General features: G+C 46.5%; 18 protein-coding genes and 1 riboswitch. Of the genes, 12 read left to right on the plus strand and 6 right to left on the minus strand.

What is annotated here, in order from left to right:
• Window positions 1-31: 31 nt before the first annotated feature.
• From Q7C19_RS12875 to mmuM, 4 genes are all read left to right on the plus strand, one after another.
• A complete protein-coding gene (locus tag Q7C19_RS12875; RefSeq protein WP_375092295.1) occupies window positions 32-946 on the plus strand; it encodes a ketopantoate reductase family protein in 915 nt (304 codons plus the stop codon).
• A 205-nt stretch (window positions 947-1,151) separates the two neighbouring features.
• The gene (locus tag Q7C19_RS12880) at window positions 1,152-2,672 is read left to right on the plus strand and encodes a polysaccharide pyruvyl transferase family protein (RefSeq protein WP_375092296.1); all 1,521 of its coding nucleotides are present in this window, start codon (window positions 1,152-1,154) and stop codon (window positions 2,670-2,672) included.
• Between the two features lie 108 nt (window positions 2,673-2,780).
• A riboswitch (SAM riboswitch) is annotated at window positions 2,781-2,882 on the plus strand.
• A gap of 77 nt (window positions 2,883-2,959) precedes the next feature.
• Window positions 2,960-4,363: an amino acid permease gene (locus tag Q7C19_RS12885; RefSeq protein ID WP_375092297.1), complete on the plus strand. Its 1,404-nt coding sequence runs from the start codon at window positions 2,960-2,962 to the stop codon at window positions 4,361-4,363.
• Window positions 4,338-5,270: a homocysteine S-methyltransferase gene (gene mmuM / locus Q7C19_RS12890; protein WP_290775477.1), complete on the plus strand. Its 933-nt coding sequence runs from the start codon at window positions 4,338-4,340 to the stop codon at window positions 5,268-5,270. Before Q7C19_RS12885 ends, mmuM begins: the two co-directional genes overlap by 26 nt.
• A gap of 70 nt (window positions 5,271-5,340) precedes the next feature.
• Here mmuM and Q7C19_RS12895 read toward each other — a convergent pair whose 3' ends face one another.
• Window positions 5,341-5,763 carry a MarR family winged helix-turn-helix transcriptional regulator gene (locus Q7C19_RS12895; RefSeq protein WP_035411811.1) on the minus strand — a complete coding sequence of 141 codons (423 nt, stop codon included), beginning with the start codon at window positions 5,761-5,763 and terminating at the stop codon, window positions 5,341-5,343.
• Between the two features lie 183 nt (window positions 5,764-5,946).
• Here Q7C19_RS12895 and Q7C19_RS12900 point away from each other — a divergent pair, with 183 nt between their 5' ends.
• Window positions 5,947-6,402, plus strand: coding sequence for a CBS domain-containing protein (locus Q7C19_RS12900; RefSeq protein ID WP_035411814.1), 456 nt, complete (start codon window positions 5,947-5,949; stop codon window positions 6,400-6,402).
• A 26-nt stretch (window positions 6,403-6,428) separates the two neighbouring features.
• Window positions 6,429-7,667 (plus strand): MFS transporter, encoded by a 1,239-nt coding sequence (locus Q7C19_RS12905; protein WP_035411817.1) that lies wholly within the window; start codon window positions 6,429-6,431, stop codon window positions 7,665-7,667.
• A 52-nt stretch (window positions 7,668-7,719) separates the two neighbouring features.
• Here the strand turns inward: Q7C19_RS12905 and Q7C19_RS12910 are convergent, their stop codons facing one another.
• Window positions 7,720-8,145: a DUF1801 domain-containing protein gene (locus Q7C19_RS12910; protein ID WP_290753691.1), complete on the minus strand. Its 426-nt coding sequence runs from the start codon at window positions 8,143-8,145 to the stop codon at window positions 7,720-7,722.
• An 85-nt stretch (window positions 8,146-8,230) separates the two neighbouring features.
• Here Q7C19_RS12910 and Q7C19_RS12915 point away from each other — a divergent pair, with 85 nt between their 5' ends.
• Window positions 8,231-8,578, plus strand: coding sequence for a hypothetical protein (locus tag Q7C19_RS12915; protein ID WP_375092298.1), 348 nt, complete (start codon window positions 8,231-8,233; stop codon window positions 8,576-8,578).
• A gap of 77 nt (window positions 8,579-8,655) precedes the next feature.
• Here the strand turns inward: Q7C19_RS12915 and Q7C19_RS12920 are convergent, their stop codons facing one another.
• Complete coding sequence (locus tag Q7C19_RS12920) at window positions 8,656-9,828, minus strand: M20 family metallopeptidase (protein ID WP_052019146.1); 1,173 nt, start codon at window positions 9,826-9,828, stop codon at window positions 8,656-8,658.
• A 140-nt stretch (window positions 9,829-9,968) separates the two neighbouring features.
• Complete coding sequence (locus Q7C19_RS12925) at window positions 9,969-10,799, minus strand: SDR family oxidoreductase (protein ID WP_056064722.1); 831 nt, start codon at window positions 10,797-10,799, stop codon at window positions 9,969-9,971.
• A gap of 135 nt (window positions 10,800-10,934) precedes the next feature.
• On the opposite strand from Q7C19_RS12925, the gene Q7C19_RS12930 reads away from it, so the two are divergent.
• Both Q7C19_RS12930 and htpG read left to right on the plus strand, forming a co-directional pair.
• Window positions 10,935-11,804 (plus strand): hypothetical protein, encoded by an 870-nt coding sequence (locus tag Q7C19_RS12930; protein WP_290753680.1) that lies wholly within the window; start codon window positions 10,935-10,937, stop codon window positions 11,802-11,804.
• Between the two features lie 82 nt (window positions 11,805-11,886).
• On the plus strand, window positions 11,887-13,749 hold the full coding sequence (gene htpG / locus Q7C19_RS12935) for a molecular chaperone HtpG (RefSeq protein WP_375092299.1): 1,863 nt from the start codon (window positions 11,887-11,889) through the stop codon (window positions 13,747-13,749).
• 55 nt (window positions 13,750-13,804) lie between these two features.
• On the opposite strand, the gene Q7C19_RS12940 is transcribed toward htpG, so the two are convergent.
• Window positions 13,805-14,542: a uracil-DNA glycosylase family protein gene (locus tag Q7C19_RS12940; RefSeq protein WP_375092300.1), complete on the minus strand. Its 738-nt coding sequence runs from the start codon at window positions 14,540-14,542 to the stop codon at window positions 13,805-13,807.
• A gap of 122 nt (window positions 14,543-14,664) precedes the next feature.
• The gene (locus Q7C19_RS12945) at window positions 14,665-14,988 is read right to left on the minus strand and encodes a heme oxygenase (RefSeq protein WP_035411837.1); all 324 of its coding nucleotides are present in this window, start codon (window positions 14,986-14,988) and stop codon (window positions 14,665-14,667) included.
• An 86-nt stretch (window positions 14,989-15,074) separates the two neighbouring features.
• On the opposite strand from Q7C19_RS12945, the gene Q7C19_RS12950 reads away from it, so the two are divergent.
• The 3 genes from Q7C19_RS12950 to Q7C19_RS12960 are packed head-to-tail and all read left to right on the plus strand — an operon-like array spanning window position 15,075 to window position 17,431.
• A complete protein-coding gene (locus Q7C19_RS12950) occupies window positions 15,075-15,734 on the plus strand; it encodes a methyltransferase (RefSeq protein WP_081780430.1) in 660 nt (219 codons plus the stop codon).
• A gap of 12 nt (window positions 15,735-15,746) precedes the next feature.
• A complete protein-coding gene (locus Q7C19_RS12955; RefSeq protein ID WP_035411840.1) occupies window positions 15,747-16,628 on the plus strand; it encodes an ABC transporter ATP-binding protein in 882 nt (293 codons plus the stop codon).
• Window positions 16,628-17,431: an ABC transporter permease subunit gene (locus Q7C19_RS12960; RefSeq protein ID WP_375092335.1), complete on the plus strand. Its 804-nt coding sequence runs from the start codon at window positions 16,628-16,630 to the stop codon at window positions 17,429-17,431. The genes Q7C19_RS12955 and Q7C19_RS12960 overlap by 1 nt, the downstream gene beginning before the upstream one ends.
• Window positions 17,432-17,553: the final 122 nt, after the last annotated feature.

Below are 17,553 nucleotides of genomic sequence, written 5' to 3' on the forward strand. Positions count from 1 at the left end.
AACCAGAACGGGTAAGGAGGAGATAGTACATATGAACATTTTAGTTGTAGGTGCAGGAGCAGTCGGAGGTTATTTCGGGGGCCGTCTTGCTGAGCAAGGTGAACAGGTGACCTTTCTCGTCCGTCCGAAGCGATATGAACAATTACAAAAAACAGGTCTACAGATCACTAGTCCTCATGGCGATATCACGATCACTCCTCAGTTAGTGACACGAGACATGCGACCGGATCACGTATTTGATGTCGTTTTGCTTTCGACGAAAGCCTATCACTTAGATAATGTCTTAAAGGATCTTACGCCATTCGTTTCGAACGAGACGTATATCATTCCTTTATTGAATGGCATGCAACATATTCGTCGGTTAACAGAAGTCTTCGGAGAAGAGCGTGTACTGGGCGGTCTTTGCTTCATTGAATCGACGCTTGATGCAGAAGGACGCATTTTACAGACGAGTCCGTCACATCGACTGTTGTTTGGCTCACGAACCGGCAAACCAACAGCTCGTTTGCAGGAGATCGCAACACGTTTTGCGAAAGCGAAGGCACCGATGGCGTACTCGATGCATATCATGGATGACATGTGGCAAAAGTATCTTTTCATTTCGACATTTGCGGGTGTGACGACGCTATTTCGTTCAGCGATCGGTTCGATTCGGGAAGAAGCTGTCGGGCGTCAGATGATTGTAGACGTCATGAACGAAGCGAAACAGGCGATGGAAGAACAGGGCGCGGTCTTCAATGACGATACAGAAACGGTGCTATTGAAGCAGATGCATGCGATGGAAGATACGATGAAATCGTCGATGTTGCGCGATATGGAAAAAGGTCAGCCAGTCGAAGTGGAACATTTTTTCAGCGCCTTGTTAAAACCTACTTCGACAGAACGGTTCAGAGCTTTAAAATTAGTCGAATCAAACTTACGCATGTATCTTGGAACGATTAAATAGTTACATTTTTCTATTTTAGAAAAATAATGGAGTAGTACAAATGTTTCGTTTTGATGACGAAAGACCTGTTTCCCCTAGGAATCGTTGACTTCCGAAATAAAATTCATCTATTGTTAATGAGATTGAAAAAAAGTGATAATATATTTTTCCGCATTTTTTTCTTGCAAGGACGAATGAAGCAGACGAGAGGGGAAGTTTATCCATTATGAAACGTATTATTATTCGTGCAGGTATGACACCATTCGAACAGTTCGATGCTCCTTATTTGATGAAACATAATTCCATTGGAGGAAACGTTGGAAATCTCATTTATCAATACAGTATCTTTCGGACGTTAATGACAGAAGGTACGACGATTACACCGGACTATTACTATTACGATGAAGAACGGGCGGATGAGATCAATGCTAACTTCGATCTCTACGTCATTCCGTTAGCGGACGCATTCCGAAAAGAATTCGTACCGACTTTACGGAAGTACACCCGCCTTATCAAGAAATTAAAAATTCCAGTCGTCGTCATCGGTGTAGGCTTACGTGCACCGTTTGAACCAGACTTAGATGGTGGATTCCCGTTCGATGAAGATGTCAAAGCATTCGTCAGTGCCGTTCTCGAGCGCTCAAGCATGCTTGGTCTTCGTGGGGAAATCACGTCGAAATACTTGACGCGTCTTGGTTTTCGCGAAGGCATTGATCATCGTGTCATCGGATGTCCTTCGATGTACGCGTTTGGTCGCGACTTACATATTCGTGAAACGAACATTACGCCCGAGTCGATGATTACGGTCAACTCGTCACGTTTAGCACCACAAAATGTTCTTGATTTCATTACGCGCGGAATGGAAGAGTATCCGAATCATTACTTCATTCCCCAATGGATGAAGGAACTGAAATTGACGTATACAGGAACGCATCCGATCGCAGATTTGTCCGTGACGAACTATCCGGTGAAGATGTCGGATCCTGCTTACATGAACGATCGTGTTCGTTTCTTCTTGAACGCACAAACATGGTTCGATTTCATCGGGCAGGCAGACCTCAGTTTTGGTGCGCGCTTGCATGGAAATATCACAGCAACGCTTGCGGGTACGCCGAGTATCCTCATTCCAAAGGATGCACGAATGCGCGAACTAACGGATTATCATCAGTTGACGCATATTTGGGCGAACGACATCAAAGCGGATACACAATTATCCGACGTCGTAGCCAATGCTGATTTCCAAAGTCCGGCACGTGTTCAAGCAGGTAACTTCGACAACTTCGTTGATTTCTTGAACGTGAATGATCTTGAACACATTTATCAAGAGACGAACTATCCTGAGAATGTACCGTTTGACCGTCAAATGGCGCAAGCGGAACTACTTCCACCGGTTCAACCGATTTCTGGCGTGAGTCTCGAAGAAGCAGTAGCTCGTTTCGAACGCTTCTTCCCAGAACAAGAGAAAAAAATCGCAGATACACAAATAAAGGCAAAAAAGAAATTAGCCGAAAAAGATAAAAAAATCGCAGATGCGCAAAAACAGGCAAAAGCTCAATTAGCTGAAAAAGATAAGAAAATCAAAGCATTGCAGAAACAAACAACGACGACTCAAAAAGATCAGGAAATTGCGGCGCTCAAAGCGCAACTGGCTGCCCAAACGAAGAAAATGAAGCACCAGCAAGGGACATTGAACCGAAAAGCGGTTCGTGCAGCCTTAAAGACAGCGGATCTATTCGCAAAAAAATAAAGTGTTCTAACATTCCGGGTCATTATAATGCGGAATGTTTTTTGGTAGGAGTATTCTGAATTGTGTTGACAATTCGGAAAAGACTTGATAGGGTTAGGAACAATTACATACTTATCCAGAGAGGTGGAGGGACTGGCCCTATGAAACCTCAGCAACAGGTCGAAAGATACTGTGCTAATTCCTGCGGGTGCTGCACCCGATCGATAAGATTTCCGAATTGTCGACCGACGCATCCGTGAGGATGCGTTTTTTGTTTGAAATAGGTGGAACGAGGAGGAAATGGATTCATGAAAACGAGCGGAGCTTTTCGACGCAAGATGGAATCACGTCATCTGATCATGCTGTCGTTAGGAGGCGTCATTGGAACAGGATTATTTTTAAGTACAGGTTATACGTTGGAACAAGCGGGACGTGTCGGAACGATTTTGTCGTATTTGATCGGAGCCGTCGTCGTCTACTTAGTCATGTTAAGTCTCGGTGAACTCGCTGTGCACATGCCGGAAACCGGATCATTCCATAAGTACGCAACGAAGTATATCGGACCCGGTACCGGTTATACGGTGGCCTGGCTCTACTGGCTGACGTGGACGGTCGCCCTTGGTTCAGAATTCACGGCAGCAGGCATTTTGATGCAACGTTGGTTCCCGTCGATTCCAGTCTGGGTGTTCAGTGCATTATTCGCTGCGATGATCCTTGGTATCAACGTCTTGAAGGTCCGTGTGTTCGCTGAAGTTGAATTTTGGTTCTCCGCCATTAAGGTCGTAACGATCATTGCGTTCATTTTACTTGGTGCGGGAGCCATCGTTGGCTTCATCCCATTACAAGATAGTAGCCCAGCACCATTCTTTTCTTCCTTAACGGAAGGAGGATTGTTTCCAAATGGAGCATTTGCGATCTTCATGACGATGCTTGCTGTGAACTTTGCTTACTCAGGAACGGAATTGATCGGCGTCGCAGCGGGTGAAGCGGTCGATCCGAAGCGGACGATTCCGCTTGCGATCCGAACAACGATTTTGCGACTCGTCCTCTTTTTCGTCGGTACGATCATCGTATTAGCCGTCTTATTGCCAACGGAAGGGAAGGGCGTGCTCGAAAGTCCGTTCGTTGCGGTGTTCGAACGAATCGGAATTCCGTATGCGGCAGACGTGATGAACTTCGTCATTCTGACAGCGATCTTGTCGGCAGCGAACTCTGGGCTTTACGCTGCCTCCCGGATGCTTTGGTCGCTTGCGAACGAACGCATGATTCCGCGCTTCTTTGCCCAGGTGACGCCAAGTGGGGTTCCACTTCGAGCTGTATTGTTCAGCATGCTTGGCGGAGGACTTGCTTTGCTGTCTAGCATCTATGCAGCAGGAAGTGTCTATATTGCGCTCGTCTCGATTTCCGGCCTTGCTGTCGTCGTCGTCTGGATGAGTATCAGCGTTGCGCAGTATCGCTTCCGGAAACAATTCCTCCGCGAAGGGCATACGGTCGACGAATTGGTCTATCGTACACCACTCTTTCCATTGGTACCGATCGCCGCTTTTGTCGTCTGTTTGATTTCCCTGATTGGTATCGGATTTGATCCGACGCAACGAGTCGCCTTGTATTGCGGTATCCCATTCATCGTGATCTGTTATGTCGTTCATGCGTTCACGAATTCTTCTCAGAAACGGAGTGTTGAAGATGTCCCGAATCAAAAATCCAGTTGATCAACGATTACAGGAAGTTCCTTTCCTAATTTTAGATGGTGCGCTTGCGACTGAACTCGAACAAAAGGGATTCGACCTGAACGATCCACTCTGGTCAGCACGCCTCTTAATCGAAGCACCGGAACAGATTGAGCGTGTCCATCACGATTACTTTGAAGTGGGCGCCGATGTTGCGATCACCTCAAGCTATCAAGCAAGTATCGAAGGATTCAAGCAACGTCACATCACGACCGAGGAAGCACAAGCGTTAATTCGACAAACGGTTACCTTAGCGCAAGATGCACGGACGCGTAGCGGAAAGAGTGCCGCATTGATTGCGGGATCAGTTGGTCCTTATGGTGCCTACTTAGCAGATGGTTCTGAGTATCGCGGTCATTATGGTGTGTCAGCAGATGTGCTAGAAGCCTTCCACAGACCGCGCATCGAAGCATTGATTGAAGCAGGGGCTGATCTGCTGGCATTCGAGACGATTCCGTCGCTTGAGGAAGCTGTCGTGTTGTTCGGGATTCTCGAAGCGTTCCCGGAAGTATCTGCTTGGCTGACGTTCTCGCTTCAAGATGCGACGCACATCAGTGAGGGAACACCGCTTGCGATATGCATCGAGACAATCGGACAGCATCCGCAACTTGCAGCAATCGGTGCAAATTGTTTTCCGGCATCCTACGCGACCGACTTCATCCGTCACGTTAAGACGTTGACGAGTGTTCCAATCATTGTCTATCCGAACTCCGGTGAAGTCTATGATCCGGTCGCAAAGACGTGGTCGGGTACGAATCAGTGCACGTCGTTCCAAGCCATCGCAAAGACATGGTATGAAGCTGGAGCACGATTGATTGGCGGTTGTTGTAGAACTTCACCGGAACATATCGCGCAAATTCGTTCGGTTTGCCAGGTTTCTCATACGTGATGAATGATGACGAAAAAACGGACACGAAATCAATCGATTTCGCGTCCGTTTTTTTAATGGTGTGATTCCATTACCGTTCGCGCAAGGCGCGATTGAATTGTTGCAATAGGCGTCCGAAATCTTCTGCATCATCCGCTGGCCAGTCTGTCAGTAGACGTTCGATGCTCGCGAGACGTGCGGTTCGGTAGATGGTGAGTTCTTGTTGTCCTTTATCTGTAATATGATAGAAGAAGGCTCGCCCATCTGTCGGATCTTTTACTTTTTCAACGAGTTGCTTCTGATCGAGTGCCGCTGCTTGACGACTGACGGTCGAGACATCGAGCTGAAGTTCACGGGCAAGTGTTTTAACACCGACGTTGCCGGAATCCGCTAATTGTCGCAGTAAGAGATAAGAAGCACGGTCCAAATTACGATTGTCTGCCGTCGCCGTCGTTAAGCGCCGGATCAGGATCGCTAACTCGAGTTCAATGGTTTCGAGTGATTGTTGAGACATCGGGTATCTCCCCTTTCAAAAAAAGTCTCTCTGTTCCTCATGATTACCCAATGTGGATAAGCTGTCAATGCGAAAAGCAGGAGGCTTGACAGAGTTGTAGTTGTATTATACAATCATTTTTGTTCTTTTAATTGTATCATACAACTTTCGTAGATGAGAAACGAACGACAAAGGAGAATTCAGATGAAAGCTTATGAATCGATGAAACAAGAGGTCATTACGGTAAACGATACAGATCTGATTCGTACGGTCATCGAACGATTCATTCAATCTGGTATTAGCGGCGTACCCGTCATCAATGCCGAGCAAGAGGTCGTCGGTTATATCAGTGACGGAGATATCATGCGCGCGATCGGAAAACACAAGGACATCATCGTCGATACATTCTTATATGTAGATGTCATCAAAGGAGACGAAGAAGATTATGAAGATCGAATTCGTCATATCTTGAATCGACCTGTCATGGAACTTGCACGCCGGAAGGTTGTAACAGCAGACGCTGATACAGAAATGGAAGAGATTGCAGCAACGCTCGGTTCAAAACGGATCAAAAAGCTTCCAATCCTTAAGGCAGGACGTCTTGTTGGGATCATTAGTCGAGGCGACGTCATCCGCCATTCGTTTAAACAGTTCATATAATACATTCAATAGAAAGAAGGGACACTATGGCACTTGCTGAAAAAACGACGACGCTTGAGCCGGAAACGGTATTAGCGGAAAGCAAACATGGATTATTCCATCAACCGGTTGCTGTTTGGGCAGTCTTTTTCGCCAGTATTACAGCATTCATGGGAATGGGACTCGTCAATCCCGTGTTACCGACGATTGCCGAGAATTTAGAAGCGTCCAAAAGTGAAGTAACGCTCTTATTTACAAGTTATAACGCCGTCATGGCATTCGCGATGTTAATTACAGGCGCGATCTCATCACGGATTGGTCAAAAAGGAACATTAATGCTCGGGATCGCCGTCATCGCAACTGTTGCTGGTTTTGCTTCACAAGCAGACAGCATTTGGACGCTCGTCGCGTTACGCGGTGGATGGGGACTTGGGAACGCTTTGTTCGTCGCAACCGCACTGGCTGCGATCGTTTCGCTGTCGTCAGGCGGAACAGCAAAAGCCATCATTTTGTATGAAGCAGCCGTTGGTCTTGGGATTTCGATTGGACCGCTATTAGGCGGAACACTCGGTTCGATCACATGGCGCGCCCCATTCATGGGTGTTGCGACAATCATGGTCATCGCGTTTCTCGTCTTGCTCTTCTTGATGCCAAAACCAGCAGCATCTGCTGCACCAAAACAAAAGTTATCATTAAAAGCACCGTTCCAAGCGATGAAGCATCGTTCGCTCTTGACACTCGGAATCGTTGCGGCGCTTTATAACGTTGGTTTCTTTACGATCATGGCCTATGCACCATTCGTCATGAAACTACCAGCGAAAGGACTCGGATTCGTCTTCCTCGGTTGGGGGATGTTGCTTGCGATCACATCAGTCTTAACGGCTCCGAAACTGAAACAATGGTTCGGAACGATCAAAGCGATGATCATGATGTTGATCACATTCGCGATCTTGCTTCTTTTAATGGGAATCTTCACGGAAACTCCAGCCGTCGTCATCGTCTGTGTCATCTTGGCGGGAGCTGTGCTTGGGAATAACAACACGCTCATCACGACAGCTGTCATGGATGCAGCACCTGTCGAACGTTCGACAGCATCTGCGGCATACAGTTTCCTACGTTTTCTCGGGGCAGCCATCGCGCCATTCATGGCCGGTAAATTGGCTGAAATCTTCAACGCAAATCTACCGTTTTATGTCGGAAGTGGCTTCGTCCTCTTATCCGTCATCATCATCGGGGTCAATCTCAAACACATTCGCCATATCGACCGGACGGAAGGCGGACATTAATTCGATAACAAGACAGCCGAAGCGCATTCGCTTCGGCTGTTTTTGATTGAAATCAAGAGGGGTACATGGTTCTTAACGTGCGGATCGAGTGCTCGATCATTTCCCGAAGTACGCCTAAGTCGATGTCAGTCAGTCGTTTGACGTAAATGCAGGACTTACCGCGTCGATACGTACCGAGACTGGCAAGCAGTCGTTCTGAGACTGCGTCTTCACCAAGTGCGAGATAAAGGACGAGGTTCGTCTTCCGCGGAGAAAAGCCGACATAAAAGCTATCGCCCTCGCGGCCGGAGGCATAGCGATAATGGTAGGAACCAAAACCAATCAAGGATGAACCCCAAAGGACGGCTTCATATCCCGTGACATCTTCGAAGAACTGACGTAGTGTGATACCATCTGCTTGACGTTGCGGCGGTTCGACTTGTGTCAGAAAGGCATCAACGGACTGTTCGGTAGGACCTGTCTTTGGCGTATCAGGCATAAGCAGACTCCTTTCGGATGAAGAAGATATGGGTTACTTTCGAGAAGTGCTAGTAAATATCCTGTGGCTCAGAGGTGGAAATCGAATGAAGCATCGTATCGTGTTTCGAGGAGAAGAAAGCAGTGTACTATGGGAAATCTTACACGTATATCCAACGCAAGAAGAACTAACGATTCAGATGGTAGGGCGGAATAGTGAACACCAGTTTTCAGTTACATTCAATCAATATGATGTGTTCATCCGTAACTTTGCTCACGTCCATGAGTCGTTACACGGTGAAGTCGTATTCGAGCAGGGAGTAATTCGTCTCCGCTTACGCTATGACCGACTTGGTCGTGTCTTCATCAGTTGGTCTGACGGACAAACGAGTCACCAGTTTCGCAGTGATCAAAGTTATTTAAGTGAGGCGTTAGCACAACTTGGCGTCTACTGAATCAGCTGATGAAAGGCGCTAACACAAAAAGAAGGGACGACATTCGGTTACAATATCGAATGTCGTTCCTTCTTTTTTTAATGTGATGGGAGCGATTGATGTAATGGTGTGTTGATCAAGTTGAAGCAAAACGCAATCGTTTGTTCATATTCGGATAACGGAATCGATTCATCCACTTGGTGTGCGAGACGGAAATCATGGAATGAAGCGATTGCGATTGGAAATGACTTTTTCGCTTGGCTGAACATCGCACCATCCGTTCCACCTGGAATAGCGATTTTTCGTGGTGTCACGCCGCTAACCTGCTCCATCGTATCCGCGACCTGTTGCAAGAAAGGCGCCTGTTCATCGGTTTCACAAGAAGGAATATCCTTGATGACGGTCACGTTCATATCAAACTCGGAATCTTCTGCTACAAGACGACGCTCGATAGCTGTAAAGGCAGCAAGAACGTCCGCTCGACCGAACCCGGGAATCGTCCGGATATCCATATAAAAGGAAGCCTGACTCGGAACGACATTCGGTCCTTCGCCTCCTGAAATCGAGGTGATCGACGCAACGACCGGACCAAGCGCCGGATGATGATTCGCCGTAATCGAGAAGCGTTCCGACTTCACTTCCTGGATGACGCGATAGACGTCATCGATCGCATTACGTCCGAGTTGAGGGGCAGAGCTGTGTGCACTTTTCCCACGACATGTCACTTCGATCCCAACGACACCTTTTTGTGCATAACCGATCATTCCGCTTGTTGGTTCTGTGATCAGTAAAGCGTCTAAATCATCCGCGTGTCCTTGTTCGGTCAAATGACGAGCACCCGTCATTCCATTCTCCTCATCGGATGTAATCAGAAGTTTGATAGTGTTTGGTCGTTCTTGACGTTCTCTATATTGAATCAGTGCTTGCACCATTGCCATGACACCTGATTTCATATCAGAAGCCCCACGACCATAGATGCGGCCGTCTTCGATTTCGCCACCATATGGATCTTTCGTCCAGCCGTCTTCTTGAACTGGAACCGTATCGAGATGACCAGATAGACCGAGGACGGCAGGACGTGAAACATCCTCGCTCGCAGGGACGGTCGCGACGAGACAAATTCGTTTTGGTGAAACTTCAATCCATTCTGTCGAGATCTGATGATCGACCAATACATCGTATACGTAACGTGCGACGGCTTCTTCTCCATCCATCGGATTGACACTTGGAATTTGAAGACACCGTTGTAAGTAAGTAATCGCTGTTTGCATGAATTTTTCCCCCTTTACCTGTAGTGTACCCTGATAAAAATACTTCAGGGAGGTAAACTAATTCAGAAAATAATTTACGGTACTGAACGTCTTGAGGTAAAAGAAAAGCGGTGCAACTAAAGGGTTACACCGCGCATTGCTCATTCACTTTTTTCTGCTTCGTCTTTCCACTTCGAATCGATTAACATCTCTCCCGGCCATGTATAAGCCATGATGCCGCCATCCGCCGTGATGTCCTCACCTGTGACATATGAGCTGTCGTCAGAAGCAAGGAAGAGGGCGACCGTTGCCATCTCGCGTGGTTTACCGAGTCGACCGAGTGGTGTGATCCAGGCGTTCGCATCGCGGAACTGTTTGCCTTGTTCTTTTTCTTTTTCACCGACGAGTGTATCGATGAGTGGTGTTTCAATCGTTCCTGGCGATAACGAATTGACACGAATACCATGACGCGCGTAATCGATTGCCATCGCGCGAGTGAAGTTCGCGATTCCGCCTTTCGCTGCGTTATAACCAGACCGGTTCAAGTCAGCTGCGCGACCCGACATCGATGACGTGTTGATGATCGAACCACCGTTATCCAGCATGAGTGGAATCAAGAATTTACTGACGAGGAATGTACCGCGTAAATCGACAGCGATGATCCGGTCGAAGAGATCGATTGGATACTCGTGGACTTTCCCGCCTTGTTCATCGATTCCGGCATTGTTGAAGAGGACGTCGACCGTACCGTATGTCTCTTTGACATGCTTCGCAAGTTGCTCAACACTCTCGACGTCTGAGACGTCAACATGGACGGCTTCCGCTTTCCCGCCTTGTTGTGTAATCTGTTCTACTGTTTGTTGTGCTTTTTCAAGTGAGACATCGGCACAAACGACCGTTGCTCCTTGTTCTGCGAATACAAGCGCAGTCGCTTGTCCAATCCCTGTTGCCGAGCCGGTAATGACAGCTATTTTTTGATCCAGTCTACCCATTGCTAAATCCCTCCTAAGTCGTATCGTTCACCTTATGAAACATTCCCGGAGAAATGGAGATTAAACCCATCGATGCGTCTAGTAATAGAAGATAAGGGGTACATCTACAACAGCATAATCGCTGTAAAAAGGGAGATGAGAACGCTGACATCCGATCAATGGCAACTTGCTAAAAAATTATTACAGGAAGCTGTCGAGTATCAAATGACGCTCGAGAAAAGTACGTTCGCAGATCAACTGATTGATCAAACGACACCTGTCCTTTGGTTTGGTGATGCGACGCGTAGCAGTTGGGTGACGATTGCGACGAACCCATCCCGAACGCAGTTTTTAGACCGGACGGGCGCATTACGATTCGACGAGACCGGTCCGCTCTTTATTCGTCCGAAGTCGATGTCATGGGAGGATTATCTCCAGGAGGAGACGCTGACAGATTCAATCCGGCGCTTCAATCGTTACTTTAAACAACCAAATGTGTACCGGACCTGGTTCGGTCGACCTGGTGGCGGTAAGCTCGAAGGATTCTTGAACGGACTCGGTGCGTCGTTTTACGAAAAGACGTTTGATCCAGTCATTCACTTGGATTTTTTCCCGTTTCCGACACACCATTACATGGGAGCGATCAAAGAACGCAGCGTGTTGGAAGATAGTCCGTTCGGTCAAACATTTCTAATGCGCCTGCTTGAACTGTTTTCGATAAAAGGAATCATCCTGCTCGGGAAGGAACACACGGAACGATTTGCGAAGCTCGAACCAGATATCGATTGGACAACCTATCGACCAACGGATTATCCAGACGCGATTTTTCAAATCGGCTTCTCGTCACGATTTCAGGTCCCCGTCGTCGGACTCCACTTCAAACCGAGTGAGCAGTTCATCGGTCTCGGTAATCGAAAGGATGAAAAAGGCGTCAGCCATGGCACCTATGGGTCAGCGGAACACTTACGTCAAATCGGAAAAATCGTCCGTGAAAAAGTCGCGACATACAGTGAAAAAGGTGATTGACAGATATTTCGAACTCCCTAATAATAGGAGATGAATTAGCACTCTGTATGATTGAGTGCTAAAAAAGGGAGGCAGAATGAGCATGGAAACGAAACAATTTAAGGCGGAATCAAAACGATTGCTGGAGATGATGATTCATTCCATCTATACGCATAAGGAGATTTTCCTGCGCGAATTGATCTCGAATGCTAGTGACGCCATGGATAAGATGTACTACAAAGCATTGACGGACGAGACGATTTCGTTCGAAAAGGAACACTACAAAATTACGATCGAACCAAATAAAGAAGCGCGTCAACTCATCATTCGTGATACGGGAATCGGAATGACGAAGGAAGAACTAGAAGAGAATCTCGGTACGATCGCAAAGAGTGGGTCGCTTGCCTTCAAGGCAGAGAATGAAGCACAAGATGGTCATGATATCATCGGTCAATTCGGTGTCGGATTCTATTCTGCCTTCATGGTCGCAGACGTCGTCACTGTCGTTACGAAACCGTACGGCAGTGCAGTCGCTTATAAATGGGAATCGCGTGGTGTCGAAGGTTATACGATCGAGGAAGTCGACAAAGAAACCGTCGGAACGGAGATTACGCTCCACATCAAGGCGAACGAGGAAGAAGAATCGTATAACGAATACCTCGAGACGTATCGTCTGCGCAGCATCATCAAGAAATACTCGGATTTCATCCGTTATCCGATCGAGATGAAGGAACTCGAACGTCAGCCGATCGAAGGCAGTGATGAGACGGAAGAGGTCGAGGTCGTCAAGACGATCAACAGTATGGTGCCGATCTGGCGGAAGAACAAACGAGAATTGACAGACGAAGACTATGCGAATTTCTACCAAGAGAAGCGGTATGGTTTTGACAAACCGGCAAAACACATTCATATCAGCGTCGATGGCGCCGTTCGTTATCAATCGATCTTATTCATTCCGGAACAGGCACCGTACGATTATTATTCGAAAGAATTTGAAAAAGGACTCGAGCTTTACGCGAATGGTGTGTTGATCATGGAAAAATGCAGTGATTTGTTGCCGGATCACTTCAGTTTCGTCAAAGGAATGGTCGACTCGGAGGACTTATCGCTTAACATCTCGCGTGAGTTGTTGCAACACGATCGTCAATTGAAACTGATCGCGAAAAATATCCAAAGTAAAATTAAAACACAACTCGAAGCACTTTTGCGCGAAGATCGCGCGAAGTACGAAACGTTCTATCAAGCGTTCGGACGTCAGCTGAAGTTTGGTATGTACAATGATTATGGCATGCATAAAGAACAGGTACAGGACCTGATCCTCTTCTACTCAGCGAAGGAGAAGAAGTTGATCACGCTCGCAGAATACGTCGCAGCGATGCCGGAAGACCAAGCGCATATCTACTACGCCGCTGGTGAGAGCACAAATCGTTTGGATAAATTACCGCAATCCGAGCTCGTCCGTGATAAAGGATATGACATCTTGTACTTCACGGAAGAGATCGATGAGTTCGCGATTCAGATGCTGATGACGTATGACGAGAAAACATTCAAATCAGTTACGAGCAGTGACTTAGGAATCGAAGCAGAAGAAGCAGAGACGACAGAGGCACAAGTAGAAATGTTCCAAGCGATGCAGGAGATCTTAAGTGGACAGGTCAAGGAAGTCAAAGCATCGACGCGTCTAAAATCGCATCCTGTCTGCTTTGCGACAGACGGCGCCGTCTCAATTGAGATGGAGAAAATCTTGAAAGCGATGCCGAATAATGAAGGGGTAGAAGCGGTCAAGATTCTCGAGTTGAACCCGTCACACCTGGTGTTTAAATCTCTTGAATCAGCTTATCAAAACGACCGTTCGAAATTTGAGCGCTATACAAAACTGATGTATCAACAAGCATTGCTTGTCGAAGGACTCCCACTCGAGGATCCAGTAGCATTCGCGAATGATGTGTGTTTATTAATGGTTTAAATTGAAATGACGCTATCCGTATGAGGATGGCGTCATTTTTCAAAAAAAGAATGAGCTACTCCGCAAAATGCTGAATGAGCTGTTTCATTAAGTACGGTTGATTCTCTTCAAACTGTTTTTTCCGATGACCATTCGCACCAGATGGATGAGGGAAGCCTGAAAGAAGCTGATGCTGTTCGATTCGTCCATCATGAATCAAACTACGGACTTGTGCTTCGACGACACGACCAAGTGGAATCAACAGTGTCGGTTTTCGTAGCTGATTGATTTCAGCGACGAAGTGTTCCTCCGCATAATGTCTCAATAAAGGACTGCGACTGATCTTCGGTTGATGCCCCGAATAATTTTTTTCCCGATAGAAGACGGGTTGCTTTAACAGTGACGTCGGATGTAATAATTCCTGATGTTGATGAAATAAGCTAGCCGTCGTCTCGATTCCAAGCAATGCTGGAAGCTCAAGTGCATCTAACATCTGGACGAGATTACGTCGCATCGTTCCAGCAAAACTGGCTGTATATTTGACGAGCCGTGCCGTCTCTTCTAGCGAAGCACCATGATGGAGCGCATCCGTCGCTTCCTCAAAGGCGATTCGCATCTGTTCAAAGCCAGGTGTGATCCCGACGATGACGACTTTAGCCTCAGTATTGATATATTCACCGATCGGAGAATAATAGACGGTTAGATTATTCTCCTGTTGCAATAAAAAATCATTTGTCCATAATTCATCACGTCGTAACGTACGATCGTCAGGTAAGCTACGAATGACTTGTTCAAATATAGTTAACGAATTCATGAAAGGTCCTCTTCTCTCTGTATTGGCACTATAATAACAAATAATACCATTTGAGACAAATACACCCTTTCACTATTTTGATATGGGCACACAAAAAGGACTCAAGACGAGTCCTTTTTAGTTTATTGCGCGCGTTCTTTGACCGAAGCGACTTCGTACGTCAGAATCTCGCTACCGAGCATTGGCGATTCTCCCGCTTCACTATTCGCCGGTCGACTATGGGACGCTTTGAAATCGTCACTTTCCCGCCATGCTTGGAAACTCTTCATATCTTCCCAGTACATGTTGACGTTCATCTCATCATGTTCTTCGATGTTTTGTGTCAACAAGACCTCGACGCGGATGAATCCATCCATCGTATCAAGTCCACTTGGACGTGTAAAACGAGGAGCGAGGGCAGCAGCCATTCCTTTTTTGACTTTAATACGGTTCGTAACGACGATCATTATGAAATCCCCTTTCAAAAAACGAATAATGTACTTCTTCAGTATAGTACGATGAAGGCAAGAATGCCGGAAAGAAGGAACAAACGATGAATGAACAGGAATACGATCAACGACTACGAATTGAGACCATTGAGATGCAACATCTTTATAGTGTGTTCAGTCACTACAATCGATATGAACCAACGCCCTATGCAGCACTAGACGAACTGTGCGAAACGTATTTGTTTCAAAAACAGGATACTGTCATTGACTTCGGATGTGGGAAAGGGCGCTTGAACTTTTACTTACACGACCGTTTTGACTGCTCCGTCATCGGAATCGAGATGAACGGACAATTTTACGAAGACGCGATCCGGAATATGGGGAACTACCAAAGTCGACGGAAGCGGCGTTCCGGAGGTTTACGATTTGAACAGGCGTATGCCGAGCAGTACGTCATTCCGGATGAGGCAAACAAGTTTTATTTTTTCAATCCATTCTCTTCGCAAATTTTCATGAAAATAGTCGATCACATCCTAGATTCAGTCGAGCGCTCCTCGCGTTCAGTTGATCTCATTTTGTATTACCCAACTGATGAATACCGGGAATATCTAGAGCGCCATACCGTATTTGATCAAGTTGATGAGATTCGATTGCAGGATCTTTATGACAAAAATCACGACGAGCGATTCGTCATCTATCGTTTTGATCCGAACAAACTGCTTCAAAACGGGTATGAATACAGTGATGAGCGAAATAAAGGATGAGGAGGTCGGATGATGATCCGTTTGGAGCATGTGACGAAGGAATTTGCGCCGGGACGCGGGATATTCGATGTCAGTTTTACGGTTGAGCCGGGTATGATATTCGGTTTTATCGGACCAAATGGATCCGGAAAATCAACGACGCTCCGGCATTTAATGGGACTACTGGCTGCGGACGATGGAAAAGCAACCGTCGGCGGTTTTGATTGCTGGAATCAAAGTAAAGAAGTAAAGCAGTTGGTCGGTTATTTACCGGGTGAAATTAGTCTGCCTGGAGAGATGACAGGAGCAGACATGCTGGATTTGATGCAGCGACTACACGGCAGCGATCCGGCACGGCGGCAATTGTTGTTGAAACGGTTTCCCTTTGAGACGAAGACAAAAATCCGAAAGATGTCAAAAGGAATGAAACAAAAACTGGCACTTGTCGGTTGTTTCATGAAGGATGCGCCGGTCTACCTACTCGATGAGCCGACAAGTGGACTTGATCCCTTGATGCAAGAGCGTTTTTTAGAGTGGATTGAACAGGAGAAACAAGCGGGAAAAGCGATCTTGATGAGTTCGCATCACTTTCCAGAGATGGAAAAGTCGTGTGATCGAGCCGCTTTAATCAAAGCGGGCCGCATCATCGTCGAATCCGATATTCATGCGTTGATTCGATCGAGTCGAAAGGTGTACACGATCGTTTTTCAAAGTGAGACGGAGGCGGCGCAATTCGCGAGGCAAGTCGGCGTTGAACCGAAGCGGACAGAAGTCAGTTTTCAAACGGATGAGACGTTAACCTTAAACCAGGTGATTGCTTATTTAACGCAGTATGATGTGCGATTGATCCGACAATCGGCGGATGATCTAGAACAGGTCTTTTTGCATTATTACGGCGAGGAGGAACCATCGTGATGTTGCTAATCCGCTCTTTATTCAAGCAAGTCAGAAAGCCTGTTCTTGCTTATTCGATTGGAACGAGTCTTTATTTGTTGATGCTTGCGTTGCTTTATCCATCGATGATGAAGACAGGTTTACTAGAAGCAAAGCTAGAAGCGTTACCTCCGGAAGTCTTGAAAGCCTTTCAATACGATAAGGTGACAGGATTCAATAATGTGCTTGATCTGCTCGGTGGGAATTATTACGGATTGATCTTCCAAGTCATCGCGAGTCTATTTTTACTCTCGCTAGCAGCACGACTCGTCGCGCGACCAATCGACAATGGAGAATTGATCGTCTACCTAGCGGCACCGATCACACGAAATGACTATACGTTAGCAGTTGCAAGCGTCATCGGACTCGCTAGTCTTCTTCTCGTCACGCTGAACGGTCTCGTATTGATGGTAGCGGATTGGTGGATGAGCGGAATTACGATCGATACTATGGTATTATGGCGAATTCAACTCAATGCGCTAATGTTACTCTTTGCAATTGGTACATTTACGTTATTCATTGCGACGTTATTCGATGAAGAACGACGTGCTTTTTCGCTTGCTGGTAGTGTACTCGTCCTATCGATCGTCTTGACGATTCTGTCTGAACTGAGTGACAAGACAGAGTGGCTCCGTTATCTATCCGTCTTCTCCTTATTCAATACGACGCAATTACTAGAAGGAACGAATCATTTTCTGCTCCATTCGGTCATCCTATTCGTCCTATTTCTCATTTTCTTGACTGGAGCATTCGTTCAATTCGGGCGTCGAAGTCTGTCGATTTGATCGAAAGTGACGAAAAAAATTTACAGAAACTGAACATTTAGGATTTGAACGTTGCGTCACGCGCTGATTTTTACTAAGATAAAGGAATGTTGTAGTTCTGGAAAAAGAAATGAGGTCTTTTG

This window comes from Exiguobacterium sp. PHA03 (assembly GCF_041945985.1).
Lineage (GTDB): Bacteria > Bacillota > Bacilli > Exiguobacteriales > Exiguobacteriaceae > Exiguobacterium_A.

Excerpts from the sequence above, each read along its gene's own strand:
- htpG (WP_375092299.1), top strand. The coding sequence starts at position 11,887 with ATGGAAACGAAACAATTTAAGGCGGAATCAAAACGATTGCTGGAGATG.
- Q7C19_RS12925 (WP_056064722.1), bottom strand. The coding sequence starts at position 10,799 with ATGGGTAGACTGGATCAAAAAATAGCTGTCATTACCGGCTCGGCAACA.
- Q7C19_RS12940 (WP_375092300.1), bottom strand. The coding sequence starts at position 14,542 with ATGAATTCGTTAACTATATTTGAACAAGTCATTCGTAGCTTACCTGAC.
- Q7C19_RS12915 (WP_375092298.1), top strand. The coding sequence starts at position 8,231 with ATGAAGCATCGTATCGTGTTTCGAGGAGAAGAAAGCAGTGTACTATGG.
- Q7C19_RS12885 (WP_375092297.1), top strand. The coding sequence starts at position 2,960 with ATGAAAACGAGCGGAGCTTTTCGACGCAAGATGGAATCACGTCATCTG.
- Q7C19_RS12945 (WP_035411837.1), bottom strand. The coding sequence starts at position 14,988 with ATGATCGTCGTTACGAACCGTATTAAAGTCAAAAAAGGAATGGCTGCT.
- Q7C19_RS12895 (WP_035411811.1), bottom strand. The coding sequence starts at position 5,763 with ATGTCTCAACAATCACTCGAAACCATTGAACTCGAGTTAGCGATCCTG.
- Q7C19_RS12905 (WP_035411817.1), top strand. The coding sequence starts at position 6,429 with ATGGCACTTGCTGAAAAAACGACGACGCTTGAGCCGGAAACGGTATTA.
- Q7C19_RS12950 (WP_081780430.1), top strand. The coding sequence starts at position 15,075 with ATGAATGAACAGGAATACGATCAACGACTACGAATTGAGACCATTGAG.
- Q7C19_RS12960 (WP_375092335.1), top strand. The coding sequence starts at position 16,628 with ATGTTGCTAATCCGCTCTTTATTCAAGCAAGTCAGAAAGCCTGTTCTT.
- mmuM (WP_290775477.1), top strand. The coding sequence starts at position 4,338 with ATGTCCCGAATCAAAAATCCAGTTGATCAACGATTACAGGAAGTTCCT.
- Q7C19_RS12920 (WP_052019146.1), bottom strand. The coding sequence starts at position 9,828 with ATGCAAACAGCGATTACTTACTTACAACGGTGTCTTCAAATTCCAAGT.
- Q7C19_RS12955 (WP_035411840.1), top strand. The coding sequence starts at position 15,747 with ATGATCCGTTTGGAGCATGTGACGAAGGAATTTGCGCCGGGACGCGGG.
- Q7C19_RS12910 (WP_290753691.1), bottom strand. The coding sequence starts at position 8,145 with ATGCCTGATACGCCAAAGACAGGTCCTACCGAACAGTCCGTTGATGCC.
- Q7C19_RS12875 (WP_375092295.1), top strand. The coding sequence starts at position 32 with ATGAACATTTTAGTTGTAGGTGCAGGAGCAGTCGGAGGTTATTTCGGG.
- Q7C19_RS12930 (WP_290753680.1), top strand. The coding sequence starts at position 10,935 with ATGAGAACGCTGACATCCGATCAATGGCAACTTGCTAAAAAATTATTA.
- Q7C19_RS12880 (WP_375092296.1), top strand. The coding sequence starts at position 1,152 with ATGAAACGTATTATTATTCGTGCAGGTATGACACCATTCGAACAGTTC.
- Q7C19_RS12900 (WP_035411814.1), top strand. The coding sequence starts at position 5,947 with ATGAAAGCTTATGAATCGATGAAACAAGAGGTCATTACGGTAAACGAT.